The sequence below is a fragment of the Thermaerobacillus caldiproteolyticus genome (genome assembly GCF_013761245.1).
GTDB lineage: Bacteria > Bacillota > Bacilli > Bacillales > Anoxybacillaceae > Thermaerobacillus > Thermaerobacillus caldiproteolyticus.
The window spans coordinates 54,962-71,819 of record NZ_JACDUT010000001.1 but is presented as its reverse complement, the minus strand read 5'-3'; the positions used below and the strand labels follow the sequence as shown (position 1 = coordinate 71,819).

The window sequence follows — 16,858 nt, the reverse complement described above, 5'->3', positions numbered from 1 at the left end:
TTCAAACGGCTTTTTTCTCTCTTTTCTCGTAAATGTGTCATAGATGCAATATTCTTTCATACAATCTACTAAGAGCATGATAGGAGGACGGAAAAGATGAGAAGACAGCCATTATTGAAATCAGCGCTTGCGTCGCATATGCGTGAACATGCTTCGATTTATTTATTTATCATTGTTTTATTTTTAATGGGTGTCATTTTTGGAGCGGTTGTTGTCAATAGTTTAAATTTTAGTCAAAAACAAGACCTATACTACTACTTGATGCAATTTTTTGGACAAGTATCAAAAGGAAATCTCGCCAGTGCCTATGATATGTTTCAACAAAGTTATTTTCATAACTTGAAATACGTAGGACTAATGTGGGTGTTAGGCATTTCGATTATTGGACTACCGATTATTTTAATCTTATTGTTTTTAAAGGGGATTGTTATCGGGTTTACGGTCGGATTTCTTGTTAATCAAATGGGATGGCAAGGATTTGTATTATCGTTTGTTTCGGTCATGCCCCAAAACTTCATTATTATCCCTGCTTTTATTATCATGGGAGTGGCTTCCGTTACATTTTCGTTAAAAATGGTGCGTAACCAATTTATGAAGCGAACGCATGAACCAATTTTTCCAATGATTATGCGCTATGCTTTGGTGATGGTGATAATCAGCGTTTCTTTACTCGCCTCCGCGTCCTTAGAAGCGTATGTATCTCCAGTATTTATGAAACAAGTCATTCAAATGGTTAATCACTGATAATTATTATCATTTAGTAACCATTTTATTTATTTTCTAATAATGATTTTACTTTGATACTTCCCTCTGTCTTTTGTTATAATGGTAGTTGAATGACGAGGGGAGGGAATAAACATGGAAGATCGAGTAGAAAGAATCAAAAAACTATTGCATACCGCTGGCTATAAATTGACACCGCAACGCGAGGCGACGGTGCGAGTCCTTTTAGAACATGAGGAAGATCATTTAAGTGCGGAAGATGTCTACCTCCTCGTTAAAGAAAAGTCTCCGGAAATCGGGTTAGCGACGGTCTATCGGACACTTGAGTTATTAACGGAGTTAAAAATCGTCGATAAAATTAATTTTGGGGATGGTGTATCGCGATATGACCTTCGACAAGAAGGAGCAGCCCATTTCCATCATCATTTAGTTTGTATTGAATGTGGATCGGTAGCGGAAATTCAAGAAGATTTGTTAGAGGAAGTAGAAGCGATTGTCGAGCGGGATTGGAAGTTTAAAATTAAAGATCATCGGCTAACATTTCATGGAATTTGTTACCGTTGTCAAGAAAAAAAGGATCAACAAGAGAAATAAAAAAACCTTTTCCAACGGGAAAGGTTTTTTTATGTATAAAATGAAAAAATTATGGCATATCCTCATACTAAGTACGTATCGTTAACGGACGGAGGAGAGCCGATGGTGAAAACATTATGGCAAGCGATTAAAGTGTTTCTTTTATTTACGGGCTGTACGATTTTATTTTATTATAGTATTATATGGATCAATAAAGAGTACGAGAACTATCATCGTTACGATGAGCCACAAGGATCAGCGATAAAAGTATCTACGGTAGAAGAGCCGCAAAATGAATGGCTTGATAGGTTACTATTTTTTTATCGCGATGGGGAGTAGAGAGCGTTGGAACATGAGATGAAAGATTTTCTTCATTATTTAACAGTGGAACGAAATTTGGCGAAAAATACGATTGTTTCGTATGAGCGCGATTTGAAAAAGTATGCCCATTACTTAATCCATGTTGAACAAGTTTGCTCGTGGAACGAAGTGTCACGCCTTCACATTATGCAATTTTTAAAGTTTTTAAAAGAAAAAGGAAGTTCCGCGAAAACGATCGCAAGGCATATTGCATCGATTCGCTCGTTTCATCAATTTCTTCTTCGTGAAAAAGTGACGGAACAAGATCCTTCCGTTCATATTGAATCACCGCAAATGGAGCGGACGTTGCCCAAAGTTCTATCAATGGAAGAAGTCGAGGCGCTGTTGGAGACGCCGAAAACGAATACGCCGTTTGGCATTCGCGATAAGGCGATGCTTGAGCTGTTGTACGCAACGGGCATGCGCGTCAGCGAGCTCGTTCATCTCAATGTAGCTGATGTACATTTGACGATGGGATTTGTCCGCTGTTACGGAAAAGGAAATAAGGAGCGAATTGTCCCGATCGGTAGCATGGCGCTAGACGCATTAAAGACGTATATCGAAACGGCGCGCCCGAAACTCATCGATCCGAAAAAGCGAGCGACCGATGCCTTGTTTTTAAACCATCATGGTGAACGCTTAACACGGCAAGGTTTTTGGAAAATTTTAAAAAAGTTAGCGAAGGAAGCCAACATTGAAAAAGAGCTAACACCGCATACGTTACGTCATTCGTTCGCAACCCATTTGCTAGAAAACGGCGCCGATTTACGCGCTGTGCAGGAACTATTGGGACATGCCGATATTTCCACGACGCAAATTTATACACATGTCACAAAAACGCGCTTAAAAGATGTGTATAAGATGTACCATCCACGCGCGTAATTCTGTTTCATCGTTTTTGAGGGAAAAGTCCGCTGTTCAAGAAAGGAGCGGGCTTTTTTTTGACAAAGTAAGTTCTTTGTTGCTTCTTACTATGAAACCGTTTTATAATGAGGTTGTCAGACTTCTGACCAATGAATCATTTGCGTGTTTCCATGAAAGTTCGGGAATGATAGTAGGAGACATGACTTTTAAAATGGCAGGAGGAATTTACGTGAATCATACATATAAACGTGTGTTTTTAATTGTGATGGATTCGGTCGGAATTGGTGAAGCGCCAGATGCCGAAAAGTATAACGATAAAGGGGCAGATACGCTCGGACATATTGCTGAATATCGCGGTGGCTTGAACATGCCGAATATGGCGAAGCTTGGTTTAAGCAACATTCGCGAAATTAAGGGGATTCCAAAAGCGAAACAACCGCTTGCCTATTATACGAAAATGCAGGAAGCTTCTGCTGGAAAAGATACGATGACCGGACATTGGGAGATTATGGGGCTCAGAATCGATACGCCATTCCAAGTGTTTCCGAACGGTTTTCCGAAAGAACTTATCGATGAACTCGAAAAAAGAACAGGCAGAAAAGTGATTGGGAACAAACCAGCGAGCGGTACAGCGATTATCGAGGAGCTTGGAAAAGAGCATATGGAAACGGGGGCCCTTATTGTCTATACATCGGCGGACTCCGTATTACAAATTGCCGCTCATGAGGATGTTGTTCCGCTTGACGAGTTATACAGCATTTGTAAAATCGCTCGCGAGCTGACATTAGACGAAAAATATATGGTCGGTCGCGTTATTGCTCGCCCGTTCATTGGAAAGCCTGGTCAGTTTCAACGTACGGCAAACCGTCATGACTATGCGTTAAAACCGTTCGGTCGCACCGTGATGAACGAGTTAAAAGATGCCGGCTATGAAGTGATTGCGATCGGGAAAATTTCCGATATTTACGATAATGAAGGCGTAACGACATCGTTGCGGACAAAGTCGAATATGGATGGCATGGATAAACTTGTCGATACATTGCGTATGGATTTTACTGGTCTTAGCTTTGTAAATCTTGTTGATTTTGACGCACTTTACGGCCACCGCCGTGATCCAAAAGGATACGGCGATGCGTTAGAGGAATTTGATGCTCGCCTTCCTGAAGTGTTTGAATTGTTAAAAGACGATGATTTGCTGATCATTACTGCTGACCATGGGAATGACCCAGTGCATCATGGAACGGACCATACGCGCGAATATGTGCCGCTTCTTGTGTATAGTCCAAGCATGAACGGGGGAAATGAGTTACCGATTAGAAAAACGTTCGCTGATATCGGTGCGACGATTGCCGATAATTTCCGCGTGACGATGCCGCCACATGGCACAAGTTTTTTAGCGGATTTGAAATAGGGAGGAGTATCAATGAATAAGCAAGCGATTGACAAAGCAGCGACGTATTTACAAGAAAAGTTTCCGACACCTCCTCAGATTGGCTTGATTCTTGGATCTGGACTGGGGGTGTTGGCGGAGGAAATTGAACAAGCGATCAAAATCTCATATGAACAAATTCCGGAATTTCCGGTTTCGACAGTGGAGGGGCATGCCGGTCAGCTTGTCTATGGTCAGCTTCAAGGAGCGACTGTCGTGGCGATGCAAGGTCGCTTCCATTACTATGAAGGGTATAGCTTTGATAAAGTAACGTTTCCGGTGCGAGTTATGAAAGCGCTAGGGGTCGAACAACTCATCGTGACCAATGCGGCTGGGGGAGTGAATGAACGCTTTCAACCGGGAGATTTAATGATTATTACCGATCATATTAATAACATGGGTAGCAATCCGCTCATCGGTCCAAATGATCCTGATTTAGGAGTACGTTTTCCTGATATGACCGAGGCCTACAGCAAGCGGTTACGGCAGCTTGCGAAAGACGTAGCTGATCGTTTAAACATTCGAGTGCAAGAAGGCGTTTATGTCGCCAATACCGGTCCATCATATGAAACACCGGCGGAAATCCGCATGATTCGCACGATCGGCGGTGACGCTGTTGGAATGTCGACCGTGCCAGAAGTAATTGTGGCGCGGCATGCACAGATGGAAGTATTGGGGATTTCCTGCATTTCCAATATGGCGGCAGGGATTTTAGATCAACCGCTTACCCATGATGAGGTCATCGAAACGACGGAAAAAGTAAAAGCGGACTTTTTGCGTCTTATAAAAGCAATCGTGGCGGAAATGGCGAAAAAATAGAAAAAAGGTGATAGCGTATGAGAATGGTTGATTTGATTGCGAAAAAACGCGATGGTTACGCACTTACAAACGAAGAAATTCAATTTATTATTAATGGGTATACAAATGGTGATATTCCTGATTATCAAATGAGCGCGTTTGCGATGGCTGTTTTTTTCCAAGGGATGACCGAAGAAGAAACAACTGCGCTGACGATGGCGATGGTTCATTCCGGAGATGTGATTGACTTATCGAAAATTAACGGCATTAAAGTTGATAAACATTCCACAGGCGGTGTCGGGGATACGACAACGCTCGTACTCGGTCCACTTGTTGCTTCCGTTGGTGTGCCGGTCGCAAAAATGTCGGGGCGCGGGCTTGGTCATACAGGAGGTACGATTGATAAATTAGAGTCGGTGCCGGGATTTCATGTGGAAATCGATAACGATGAATTTATTCAGTTAGTGAATAAAAACAAAATTGCTGTGATCGGGCAAACGGGGAACTTAACACCGGCTGATAAAAAGCTGTATGCTCTTCGTGATGTAACTGCAACGGTCAACAGCATTCCGCTTATCGCTTCCTCGATCATGAGCAAAAAAATTGCCGCAGGCGCTGATGCGATTGTTCTCGATGTCAAAACAGGTGCCGGGGCATTTATGAAAGAGTTAGACGGAGCGAAACAATTAGCGAAAGCGATGGTGGAAATCGGGAAACGTGTCGGGCGGAAAACGATGGCGATTATTTCCGATATGAGTCAACCGCTTGGATACGCCATCGGCAATGCGTTAGAAGTGAAAGAAGCGATCGATACGTTAAAAGGACAAGGTCCAGATGATTTAGAAGAATTATGCTTAACATTAGGTAGCCATATGGTGTATTTAGCGGAAAAAGCGTCTTCATTAGAAGAAGCGCGCGCCATGTTAGAAAAAGCAATCAGAGACGGCGATGCACTTGAAACGTTCAAAACATTTTTACGCGCTCAGGGAGGCGATGCGTCGGTTGTGGACGATCCTTCGAAATTGCCGCAAGCGAAGTATCAGTTTGAGTTAGAAGCAAGCGAAGATGGTTATGTAGAGGAAATCGTTGCCGATGAAGTCGGAACGGCGGCAATGCTTCTCGGAGCGGGACGGGCAACAAAAGAATCGACGATCGATTTAGCAGTTGGTTTAGTATTGCGGAAAAAAGTCGGTGATGAAGTGAAAAAAGGAGAGTCGCTCGTGACCATTTACAGCAATACTGAACATGTCGATGAAGTCAAACAAAAGCTAATCAACAGCATCCGCATCTCACCGAACCGAGTCACACGACCAACGCTCATTTATGATAAAATTTCGTAACAAAGAGGCTGATAGCAGCCTCTTTTTTTTATGGTCAAAATCCAATGAATTTATTTCATCTATTGTATAAAAATATATCATTTGGAAAAAATGGCATGTATAAAGAATGGAGGTTTGGGAGATGAAGAGATTATTCATTCGTTTATTTGTGCTTACATTTGCCTTTGCGCTTACGATTTCTGTCAATGTGCATGCGGAGGAAAAAGCCAAAAACGTTGACCTTGTTACGAGTGCTCGGTCAGCCGTTCTCATTGAGCGCGATACAGGAACGATTTTGTATGAAAAAAACGCGCATGAAAAACTACCGCCAGCAAGTATGACAAAAATTATGACAATGTTACTAATCATGGAAGCGATTGATAAAGGGGAACTCACCTTCAATGAAAAGGTGCGTACCAGTGAATATGCGGCTTCGATGGGGGGATCGCAAATTTTTCTAGAACCCGGCGAGGAAATGACCGTCGATGAGTTGTTGCGCGGTATTGCGATTGGTTCTGGAAACGATGCCTCGGTTGCTATGGCGGAGCGAATTGCCGGGTCTGAGGAAGCATTTGTGGACATGATGAACAAAAAAGCGAAGGAACTAGGATTAAAGGACACATCATTTAAAAACGCAACCGGCTTGCCAGCTCAGGGGCATTACAGTACCGCCTATGATATGGCGATGATGGCAAGAGAATTACTGAAATATGACAAAATTACAAAGTACACTGGAAAATATGAAGATTATTTGCGGGAAAATACGGACAAAAAATTTTGGCTTGTTAATACGAATCGACTTGTAAAGTTTTATCCGGGAGTGGACGGGCTGAAAACAGGATTTACTAATGAAGCAAAATACTGCCTAACTGCTACGGCGAAAAAAGATGGCATGCGAGTCATTGCTGTTATTTTTGGTGCTCCGACGTCAAAAGAGCGCAATGCCCAAATTACGAAAATGCTAGATTATGCGTTTAGCCAATATAAAACCCATCCGGTCTACAAGCGAAATGCAGTCATTACCAATGTCAAAGTAAGTAAAGGGAAGAGAAAAGAAGTTGAACTAGTGACGGCTGAACCAATCTCTGTTTTAACGAAAAAAGGAGCGTCCGTCGATCAAATTAAAAAAATTATTAAAGTGAAAGAAAACGTTAAGGCACCGATTCGAAGAGGGGACGAGCTCGGAACACTGATTTTAAAACAAGACGGTAAAGAGCTGTTGAAACGTCCGCTTGTGGCGAAAGAAAATGTAGCCGAGGCAAGCTGGTGGGATTTATTTAAGCGGACGTTACAATCATTTACGAAATCAGCGTAAGTGCTGTCAGTTTTTGTAGCCTGATTTCTACTTTTAGCGAATCGTCACTAGTTTTGTCACGAAGCAGGACTTCCAGCGCTTTTTAGCGAAACATTTCCCTATCCGAATGACAAGAGGGGGAAAGTGCAGTGAGTCTTGTAATGGACTTTGAAGTGAGACATGATGTATTGCTCATTCGACTTTCAGGAGAGTTAGATCACCATACTGCTGAAGAACTTCGTGCAAAAGTGACCGATATGATTGAAAAAGAACAAATTCGCCATATCGTGTTAAATTTAGAACATTTAACATTTATGGATAGCTCTGGCCTAGGTGTCGTTTTAGGGCGGTATAAGCAAATTAAAAACCTCGGCGGAGAAATGATCGTTTGCTCGATTTCTCCGACGGTGAAACGCTTGTTTGAAATGTCAGGACTGTTCAAAATTATCCGCCTTGAAAGCGATGAACAATTCGCATTAAAGACATTGGGGGTGGCGTAATGAGAAACGAAATGCACCTCCAATTTTCCGCACTCAGTCAAAATGAGTCATTTGCTCGTGTTACGGTTGCCGCTTTTGTCGCTCAGCTCGATCCGACAATGGATGAGCTAACTGAGATTAAAACGGTGGTGTCCGAGGCGGTGACAAATGCAATCATTCACGGCTATAACAATGACCCAAACGGTGTTGTGTACATTTCTGTCGTCATTGATGATGGAGTTGTCCAGATGACGATTCGAGATGAAGGTGTAGGAATTGCCAACATTGAGGAAGCACGTCAACCATTATTTACAACAAAGCCTGAATTAGAACGATCAGGAATGGGCTTTACGATTATGGAAAATTTCATGGACGAAGTTGTTGTTTATTCCGAAGTGAATAAAGGAACAACGATTCATTTAACGAAATACTTAACTAAGAGCAAAGCGCTATGTAATTAAGGGAGACATGCCTATGGATGTCGATGTCAAGCAAGATCAGACTCAGGTGAAAGATCATGAAATGAAGGAGCTTATCCGCCGTAGCCAAGAAGGGGACCAAGAAGCGCGAGATGAAATTATTGAAAAAAATATGCGGCTTGTATGGTCGGTTGTGCAACGGTTTCTCAATAGAGGCTATGAACCGGATGACTTATTCCAAATTGGCTGCATTGGTTTGTTAAAGTCTGTCGATAAATTTGACTTATCGTACGATGTAAAATTTTCCACGTATGCAGTGCCGATGATTATTGGTGAGATTCAGCGGTTTATCCGTGATGATGGAACAGTAAAAGTGAGCCGTTCACTAAAAGAAATGGGAAATAAAATTCGCAAAGCCAAAGACGAATTATCAAAAAAATACGGCCGCGTTCCGACTGTAACGGAAATTGCCGCCTATTTAGAGATTTCCCCTGAAGAGGTCGTTCTTGCTCAAGAAGCAAGTCGCTCGCCTACTTCCATTCATGAAACGGTCTACGAAAACGATGGCGACCCGATTACGCTTCTTGATCAAATTGCCGATCAAAATGATATATCATGGTTTGATAAAATCGCGTTAAAAAAAGCGATGGAAGAACTTGATGAACGGGAGCGGCTTATTGTGTATCTGCGCTATTACAAGGACCAAACGCAATCAGAAGTGGCATCTAGATTAGGCATCTCTCAAGTGCAAGTATCGCGGTTAGAAAAAAAGATTTTACAACAAATGAAAGAGAGAATGGATGGATAGCATCCATTCTTTTTTATTTTTATGAAACTATTGGTAATCCTTTGATGTCCGTATGATTGCTTTTTTGTCCAAACATACTAAAGAAAAGCGGAGGGCGCTGGTTTATCTTTATTGGTAAAACTCGCTGGTGGGTCCTCGAGGAGGCTGTTGTCGCCGCAGCGGGATTGAAGCGCCGCGATCCGATAGCGCCCTAGAGCTAGACAGTAAGAAAAGCGGAATTGGTCCGATTTCGCCTCTTGCCTACAGGACGTAGGCAAGAGGCGAAATGTCACCATTCTAGCTCCCCTGAAGCCAAATGGTCTTCAACTTGCAGAGGTGCTTGTCACTTCAAGCGGAAGGGGGATTAGGCAAAAGAGAGCTAGATAATCCGAAAAGCGGAGTCATACAGTTTGGATTAAATGAAATTCTTGTCTTACATAAAAACTAACAGGCAGGATGTGATGCAGATGGAAAAAACCGTCTTTGTCAAATTGCGCCATCGCGTTCAAGTAAAACCAAATGCGACCGTCTCAATCGGGGATATTTCCCAACTTATAGGAAATGACCGTCACACGATTGAACGATTAAAAGAGATTCCTTTATATCGAATTCAACCGAGTGACAAAAATATTGTCATCCTTGATGTGATGCGAGTCGTCGATGCTATTGTTCACACGGATGCGTCTTTAGAGGTGCAAACGATTGGTCCTGCGCAAACGATTATCGAAGTCATCTATAAAAAGCGGAAATTTTCACTTGTTTATTTTTTGCTTGTCTGGTTGCTTCTTTTTATCGGCTCAGGAATGGCAATTATGAATTTTCACGAGGATGTCAGCATGCAGCAAGTGCACCAACGTCTTTATACGATGATTACTGGTGAGAAGATCGATAAACCATTGTTGCTTCAAATCCCGTATTCACTTGGGTTAGGAATAGGGATGATTTTATTTTTTAATCATGTGTTTCGCAAGCGGATTAACGAAGAGCCTAGCCCCCTAGAAGTCGAGATGTTCAACTATCAACAATCGCTGGATCAGTACGTCATTTTACATGAAAACAAAGAGAGTATGAGGAGAATTGCCGACGATTGAAGCTATTTTTGTCATATTTATCGGCTTTGCAGGAGGGCTAGCAGTCGGAACAGGTTTTATCGCCTTTTTAGTTGTTCTTGGCGTCATCCCCCGCTTAACACAACTGACAAAAACAATGAAGTGGATTCACGCCTACGAATGGAGTGCTGTATTGGGGGCAGTCGTCGGCGGTTGGATGAGTTTGCGCAATTCCGTTTTATATACCTCGAAATATTGGCTTATTCCGATTGGGTTATTTCATGGTGTGTTTATTGGAATGTTAGCAGCCGCATTAACAGAAGTATTAAATGTATGGCCGATCTTAGCCAAACGGATCGGTGTCGCTGATAAAATCGTCGTTTTATTAATGGCCATTGTGTTTGGAAAAGTGTTTGGCTCGTTATTTCATTGGATTTATTTTATTGATCATTAATGATCAAGGAGGGATGCACGATGAAGTTAAAGGAAAACTACCAGCAAGCAGTCAAGGTGTTTCAGCCTAAACCGCCATATGTTTTGAATGGGATAAAAGCGTTTTTCATCGGTGGTTTGCTTTGTTTAGCAGGAGAGGCGTTGCAAAAAGGGTATGTTTTCTTATTTGATATGTCGTTACTAGAGGCTCAGCATCTTATGCTCCTTACCTTCATTTTTCTTGCTATTGTACTTACAGGTATAGGGACATACGACAGTTTTAGTCAATTTGCTGGTGCAGGGGCAACGATTCTCATCACAGGTTTTGCGAATGCTTTAGCTAGTGCAGCTCTGGAGCATCGAAGTGAAGGATGGATCACAGGAGTGGCGAATCATATGTTTAAAATTGGCGGTGCTGTTATTGTCTACGGGATCGTTGTGGCCTATCTCTTTGGAACGATTCATTTGATTTTTTAATGTGAAAGAGGGAGTTCCGATGAGGCTTGCCGGAAAACAAACATGGGTGTTTGAAAATGATGTCTATATTCAAGCAACTGGAACGGTAGTTGGTCCATTTGAAGCGGAGGGACCGCTCGGTTCTCAATTTGATGTAACCTATCGTGATTTGTATTGTGGTGGAAAAACATGGGAACTGGCAGAGCGTCGCTTAATGAAAGAAGCGATTGACATTTGCTTGCAAAAAGCAAACGTAACGGCCGATAATGTTGACTTTTTTTTAGCAGGGGATTTGTTAAATCAAAATGTGACGTCCAATTATACCGCTCGTGACATTCCCGTTCCATTTTTATGTATGTTTGGTGCCTGTTCCACCTCGATGGAAACACTGGCGGTAGGAGCGGCATTAGTAGATGGAGAATTTGCACGAACGGTCTTGACAGCGACAAGCAGCCATAATGCGACGGCAGAAAGGCAGTTTCGCTATCCGACAGAGTTAGGCGTTCAAAAACCGAAGACGGCCACATTTACAGTTACAGGAGGAGCTGCTGCACTGATAGGTCGTGAAAAAAGTTTATTTCGTATTTCTGCTGCAACAATTGGGAGAGTGATCGATGCCGGAATGAAAAATCCATTAGACATGGGCTCAGCGATGGCTCCCGCCGCTGCCGCTACCATTGAGCAGCATTTTTTAGATTTAGGTGCTTCCCCAGATGATTACGATTTAATTGTGACCGGCGATTTGTCGAAGGTAGGCAGCGTCATTGTAAAGGAACTGCTTAGCGAATCCGGCTATGATGTAGCGACTAATTACAATGATTGCGGTTTGATGATTTACCGACCTACTCAAGGAGTATTTGCTGGAGGCAGCGGGTGCGCTTGCTGCGCCGTGGTGACATACGCCCACTTATTAAAAGAAATGCAGCAAGGGAGATTTCAAAAAATATTGGTCGTTGCAACAGGAGCGCTTTTAAGTCCAACAATGATTCAGCAAAAACAATCAATTCCAGCGATTGCCCACGGAGTAGTCATTGAAGCGGTAAGGGGGTAAAAAAGCATGGATTATTGGATGGCGTTTTTGATCGGCGGTATGATTTGTGGAATCGCTCAACTAGTTATGGACATCGGGAAATTTTCACAAATTCATGTGATGAGTGGGCTTGTAATTGCTGGGGTCATTCTCGGAAGCATCGGTGCATATGATTCTCTTATCGACATCGCTGGAGCCGGCGCATTATTACCCATTAGCGGATTTGGCTACTTATTGATTAAAGGAATACTGTCTTACAAGATGGAAAATGGGTGGATGAGTATTGGATCCGGTATCTTCCAATTGGCGGGACTAGAGCTTTCGTTTACTATCGTTCTTTCCTTTTTCATCGCACTGATTTGTAAGCCGAAAGGATAATCAAGATGAAGCAAAGACGTGTCATTTTAGTCACAGACGGTGATGAGTTTGCATGGCGAACGATTCAATATATTGCTAAACAAATCGGTGGGCGCTGCATTTGTCGCTCGCACGGAAACCCGACAAAGTTAACAGGAGAACAATTGGTCGATCTCATTTTGCAAACCCCGTACGATCCAGTTTTTGTCATGTTCGATGATTGTGGGGCCATTGGAGAAGGAGCGGGGGAAAAAGCGCTCAAATATGTTGCAACACATGAACAAATCGAAGTGCTGGGAGCGATTGCCGTTGCATCTAATACGCATAAGCGTGAATGGACGAGGGTAGATGTCAGCATTGATTGTGACGGAATTTTAACTGAGTACGGGGTAGATAAAGACGGAGTACGCGAATGGGAAGTGGGGCGCATTAACGGAGATACCGTTTATTGCTTAGATCAACTCAATATTCCGATTATTGTCGGCATTGGTGATATTGGCAAAATGGGATATCGCGACCATGTGAAATACGGTTCCCCCATTACACGCAAGGCGGTGGAAATTATCCTAGAAAGGAGTGGATATGATGACAGCACAAACAAACAGCATTCCGATTTTCGAGAAACTTGTCGAGAATGAAAATTTTTTAAAACAAAAAATCGGGATTGGAACGAGTTTTGATTTGGGAATACGGAAAGTGAAAGTATTAAAAAAAGAAGTACATATTTATTATTGCACCGGTTTGTGTGATACGCAGTATTTGGTTGAATTGTTAAAACAGATAGTTCTCATTAATGACCATGAAAGACAAACGGCGCAAGCAAAACAAATTATTGAAAATCGTCTCGTTCACCAACAAGTCAGTCCGGTTGAAAATTTAGATGAGGCTGTTGATAAGTTATTGTCCGGGTTAATTATTATTTTAATCGAGGGAGAAGCGAGCGGATTTGTTGTCGATGTGCGCAGTTATCCTGGACGGCAGCCGCAAGAACCGGATACGGAAAAAGTCGTTCGTGGAGCCCGTGACGGATATGTCGAAAATATTATTGTGAATACGGCTTTAACGCGGCGGCGCATTCGTGATGAACGGCTTCGCTTTGAAATCATCCAAGTCGGAGAACGCTCGAAAACAGATATATGTATTGCGTATATTAAAGATGTGGCTGACCCGGGACTTGTGGAATTAGTGAAAAAAGAACTTCAACAAATCAAAATTGACGGTCTTACGATGGGCGATAAGACGGTAGAAGAATTTTTAGTAAAGCAAGGGTACAATCCTTACCCGCTCGTCCGTTACACGGAACGGCCGGATGTTGCGGCAACCCATCTTTTAGAAGGGCATGTCCTTATTATGGTTGATACGTCTCCTAGTGTCATTATTACGCCTACCACTTTGTTTCATCACGTTCAACATGCAGAAGAATATCGGCAAAATCCTGCTGTCGGGACGTTCGTGCGCTGGGTGCGCTTTTTAGGTATTTTAGCATCGCTATTCCTTTTACCACTTTGGACTTTATTTGTCATTGAGCCATCGTTATTACCAGATAAATGGGCATTTATTGGACCAAATAAGCATACGAATATTCCTGTCATCGTTCAAATATTTATTGCTGATTTTGGGATTGAGTTTTTGCGAATGGCAGCCATTCATACACCAACACCGTTATCGACTGCGATGGGCTTGATTGCAGCTGTGTTGATCGGGCAAATTGCCATTGATGTTGGATTATTTGTGCCCGAAGTCATTTTGTATGTGTCTGTTGCTGCCATTGGCTCATTCGCCACGCCAAGTTATGAATTAAGCATTGCTAATAAAATTGCTCGGCTATTACTCGCATTAGCCGTTGCTTTATTTAAAGTACCGGGGCTTATCATTGGTACAACGATTTATTTGCTTTTTTTAATCCGCACTCGCTCGCTCAATACACCGTATTTATGGCCGTTTATTCCGTTTGATCCGGCAGCGTTTATGCAGATTGTTGTTCGACGCTCTGCTGCCGGTTCAAAAGTACGACCGAGCATTGTTCATCCGCAAAACCGCCAAAAACAGCCGACATAAAATTGTAAAAATAAGTTGAAACTTTTGCAGAATTATGGTAAGTTATACGTAATCTTTTTTCCGCAGAAAAGGCAGTTAATCACCTTATGTTAACTGTCTTTTTTGCTTTCTATATGTATAAAAATTGATATCGTTGAATAGTTTATCTCGCAGGAATGAGGGATTCGCATGTTTTTCCATGGGACAAGTCGTGTCAATGATAAAGGACATTTAGAGATTGGCGGTGTCGATGCTGTTGAGTTGGCAAAAGAATACGGAACACCGCTGTATATTTATGATGTGGCGCTTATTCGCCAGCGTGCTCGCGCGTTTAAAGAGGCGTTTGAAAAACATGGAGTAAAAGCACAAGTAGCCTATGCCAGCAAGGCGTTTTCAACGATGGCGATGATCCAGTTGGTAGAAGAAGAAGGGCTTTCGCTTGATGTTGTCTCTGGTGGAGAACTGTATACAGCGTTAAAAGCAGGATTTCCTCCTGCGCGCATTCATTTCCATGGCAATAATAAAAGCCGTGATGAATTGGCGATGGCACTTGAGCATGGGGTAGGGTGCATCGTTGTTGATAATTTTTATGAACTGGAGCTGCTTGATGATTTAAGCAAGCAATACGGAGTAACTACCTTTATTTTGCTAAGGGTAACGCCGGGAATTGAGGCACATACACATGATTATATCTTAACGGGACAAGAAGATTCAAAATTCGGCTTTGATTTAAATAACGGGCAGGCAGACGAAGCGCTTGAAAAAGCATTAGCTTCGGCATCTCTGCATGTGTTGGGTCTTCACTGCCATATTGGTTCACAAATTTTTGAAACGACAGGTTTTGTATTAGCAGCACAGAAAATCTTTAAGAAAATCGGCAGCTGGAAAGAAAAATATAAATTTGTTCCGGAAGTCGTCAATCTTGGCGGCGGATTTGGGATTCGTTACACAAGCGAAGACGATCCAATTCCAGCTGCAATGTATGTGGAACAAATTATTCAAGAAGTCAAGAAGCAGGTTATCGAAATGGACATTACAATGCCAGAAATTTGGATTGAGCCGGGACGTTCGCTAGTCGGTGATGCGGGAACGACAATTTATTCGATCGGTTCACAAAAGGAAGTGCCAAACGTTCGAAAATATGTTGCAGTGGATGGCGGCATGAGCGACAATATTCGTCCGGCGTTATATGAAGCAAAATATGAAGCTGTATTGGCTAACCGCATGCTTGATGAAAATGAAGAAGTCGTTGCCATTGCCGGAAAATGTTGTGAATCAGGAGATATGTTGATTTGGGATTTGCCGCTTCCAAAAGCGGAAGCCGGTGATTATTTAGCCGTATTTTGCACAGGTGCATACGGTTATTCAATGGCTAACAACTATAACCGTATTCCGCGTCCGGCTGTCGTCTTTGTGGAAAACGGGGAAGCTCAGCTTGTTGTGAAGAGAGAAACGTATGAAGATTTGGTGCGCCTAGATGTGCCATTGAAGGCAAAAGTAAATAAATAGGTCACGGGGGCCCCCGTGACCTATTTATTTTTGTTGATCTGTTGAGGTAAATGCTGATTTAATGGCATTCCAAATTTCTTTTAGAATGTCAATGATATTTTGGATAAACGTTTTTCCTTCTTCAGATTGTAAAAATGTCGAAAGTTTGTCTTTTGCTTTGCTTAATTGGTCATTGACTTGATTCCAATCAATGTTTAGGTTTTTCATTTTGTTAAATAAAGAAATTAAGCTGTTGATTTCATCTTCTGTTAAGGTGATCCCAAGATCATTGGCGACTTTTTCAATGATGGAACGCAAGTCCGCATCGGTTTTTGGCGGATTTTTGGAAATTTCTTCTTTTATTCCGGCAAGTAAGGCAACAGCTTTGTCATTGCCAATTGATTCGCCAAGCTTTGCCGTTTTGACCATTTCTTCATTGGCGACTTTTTTCACTTCATCCGGAATGACTTTGTCGGAAGACACTTCGTACGCTTTCATCAGCCCTGTTAAAGCGGCCGTTCCAGATACACGGAATGGAGCGGTAATATAAATTTTTGCATCTTTTACTCCGGCGGTAATGAGCGCGTTCGTGTACATTTCCTCCGTTACCCATGAGATGTTATGCGTTTCTACATCGAGCCCAGAGTCTTTCGGGCCGATCGTAATCATTGATGAGGAAATCGCTCTTGTCCCGATTTGCGCTTTTGGAACAACACCATCTAGATATTTATGCTCTTCCGCATTGGAAACCGTAATTATTTGCGCATTTTCTGGAGCGTTCATTTCGCTTAATATTTGTTGTTTTTGTTGTTCCGTTAAATTTTCGCCTAATGTAATAATGACATCGCCTTCTGCTGCGTCCGCCGCCGCCATCGCCGGGTACATAAACAGCAGTGACGTTATAAACAATCCAATCAATGTGCGTTTCAAGAGAACAACCTCCTTTTCATTCTTCGTTGTTTTC

20 protein-coding genes are annotated in these 16,858 nt (G+C 42.4%); 19 read left to right on the top strand and 1 reads right to left on the bottom strand.

What is annotated here, in order from left to right; translation table 11 throughout:
• Nucleotides 1–96 precede the first annotated feature (96 nt).
• The 19 genes from spoIIM (at nt 97) to lysA (ending at nt 15,915) form a co-directional block, all read left to right on the top strand.
• Complete coding sequence (spoIIM, locus tag HNR31_RS00395) at nt 97–744, top strand: stage II sporulation protein M (RefSeq protein WP_181554284.1); 648 nt, start codon at nt 97–99, stop codon at nt 742–744.
• Nucleotides 745–858: 114 nt separating this feature from the next.
• Nucleotides 859–1,317: a ferric iron uptake transcriptional regulator gene (gene fur, locus HNR31_RS00390; protein ID WP_181554283.1), complete on the top strand. Its 459-nt coding sequence runs from the start codon at nt 859–861 to the stop codon at nt 1,315–1,317.
• Between the two features lie 105 nt (nt 1,318–1,422).
• Entirely contained in the window at nt 1,423–1,635 is a 213-nt protein-coding gene (locus tag HNR31_RS00385; protein WP_181554842.1) for a YqzK family protein, read from the top strand.
• Nucleotides 1,636–1,641: 6 nt separating this feature from the next.
• Nucleotides 1,642–2,538 (top strand): site-specific tyrosine recombinase XerD, encoded by an 897-nt coding sequence (gene xerD / locus HNR31_RS00380; RefSeq protein WP_181554282.1) that lies wholly within the window; start codon nt 1,642–1,644, stop codon nt 2,536–2,538.
• A 211-nt stretch (nt 2,539–2,749) separates the two neighbouring features.
• Nucleotides 2,750–3,931, top strand: coding sequence for a phosphopentomutase (deoB, locus tag HNR31_RS00375; protein WP_181554281.1), 1,182 nt, complete (start codon nt 2,750–2,752; stop codon nt 3,929–3,931).
• A 12-nt stretch (nt 3,932–3,943) separates the two neighbouring features.
• Entirely contained in the window at nt 3,944–4,768 is an 825-nt protein-coding gene (locus HNR31_RS00370) for a purine-nucleoside phosphorylase (protein WP_181554280.1), read from the top strand.
• Nucleotides 4,769–4,785: 17 nt separating this feature from the next.
• Nucleotides 4,786–6,087: a pyrimidine-nucleoside phosphorylase gene (locus tag HNR31_RS00365; RefSeq protein WP_181554279.1), complete on the top strand. Its 1,302-nt coding sequence runs from the start codon at nt 4,786–4,788 to the stop codon at nt 6,085–6,087.
• Nucleotides 6,088–6,208: 121 nt separating this feature from the next.
• Nucleotides 6,209–7,381: a D-alanyl-D-alanine carboxypeptidase family protein gene (locus HNR31_RS00360; RefSeq protein WP_181554278.1), complete on the top strand. Its 1,173-nt coding sequence runs from the start codon at nt 6,209–6,211 to the stop codon at nt 7,379–7,381.
• Between the two features lie 140 nt (nt 7,382–7,521).
• Entirely contained in the window at nt 7,522–7,860 is a 339-nt protein-coding gene (gene spoIIAA, locus HNR31_RS00355) for an anti-sigma F factor antagonist (protein ID WP_220129365.1), read from the top strand.
• Entirely contained in the window at nt 7,860–8,300 is a 441-nt protein-coding gene (gene spoIIAB / locus HNR31_RS00350) for an anti-sigma F factor (protein WP_181554276.1), read from the top strand. The genes spoIIAA and spoIIAB overlap by 1 nt, the downstream gene beginning before the upstream one ends.
• A gap of 13 nt (nt 8,301–8,313) precedes the next feature.
• A complete protein-coding gene (gene sigF, locus HNR31_RS00345; RefSeq protein WP_181554275.1) occupies nt 8,314–9,066 on the top strand; it encodes an RNA polymerase sporulation sigma factor SigF in 753 nt (250 codons plus the stop codon).
• A gap of 446 nt (nt 9,067–9,512) precedes the next feature.
• A complete protein-coding gene (locus HNR31_RS00340) occupies nt 9,513–10,136 on the top strand; it encodes a stage V sporulation protein AA (RefSeq protein ID WP_181554274.1) in 624 nt (207 codons plus the stop codon).
• Complete coding sequence (locus HNR31_RS00335) at nt 10,123–10,548, top strand: stage V sporulation protein AB (RefSeq protein WP_181554273.1); 426 nt, start codon at nt 10,123–10,125, stop codon at nt 10,546–10,548. The genes HNR31_RS00340 and HNR31_RS00335 overlap by 14 nt, the downstream gene beginning before the upstream one ends.
• 20 nt (nt 10,549–10,568) lie before the next feature.
• Nucleotides 10,569–11,003: a SpoVA/SpoVAEb family sporulation membrane protein gene (locus tag HNR31_RS00330; RefSeq protein ID WP_181554272.1), complete on the top strand. Its 435-nt coding sequence runs from the start codon at nt 10,569–10,571 to the stop codon at nt 11,001–11,003.
• A 19-nt stretch (nt 11,004–11,022) separates the two neighbouring features.
• A complete protein-coding gene (gene spoVAD / locus HNR31_RS00325) occupies nt 11,023–12,033 on the top strand; it encodes a stage V sporulation protein AD (RefSeq protein WP_181554271.1) in 1,011 nt (336 codons plus the stop codon).
• Nucleotides 12,034–12,039: 6 nt separating this feature from the next.
• Complete coding sequence (locus tag HNR31_RS00320; protein WP_181554270.1) at nt 12,040–12,390, top strand: SpoVA/SpoVAEb family sporulation membrane protein; 351 nt, start codon at nt 12,040–12,042, stop codon at nt 12,388–12,390.
• A gap of 5 nt (nt 12,391–12,395) precedes the next feature.
• The gene (locus tag HNR31_RS00315) at nt 12,396–13,007 is read left to right on the top strand and encodes a stage V sporulation protein AE (protein WP_181554269.1); all 612 of its coding nucleotides are present in this window, start codon (nt 12,396–12,398) and stop codon (nt 13,005–13,007) included.
• Complete coding sequence (locus HNR31_RS00310) at nt 12,955–14,427, top strand: spore germination protein (protein ID WP_181554268.1); 1,473 nt, start codon at nt 12,955–12,957, stop codon at nt 14,425–14,427. The genes HNR31_RS00315 and HNR31_RS00310 overlap by 53 nt, the downstream gene beginning before the upstream one ends.
• 168 nt (nt 14,428–14,595) lie before the next feature.
• Nucleotides 14,596–15,915, top strand: a complete 1,320-nt coding sequence (gene lysA, locus HNR31_RS00305) for a diaminopimelate decarboxylase (protein ID WP_181554267.1) — start codon at nt 14,596–14,598, stop codon at nt 15,913–15,915.
• Nucleotides 15,916–15,939: 24 nt separating this feature from the next.
• Here lysA and HNR31_RS00300 read toward each other — a convergent pair whose 3' ends face one another.
• Nucleotides 15,940–16,779: a DUF1002 domain-containing protein gene (locus tag HNR31_RS00300; RefSeq protein ID WP_258561000.1), complete on the bottom strand. Its 840-nt coding sequence runs from the start codon at nt 16,777–16,779 to the stop codon at nt 15,940–15,942.
• Nucleotides 16,780–16,858: the final 79 nt, after the last annotated feature.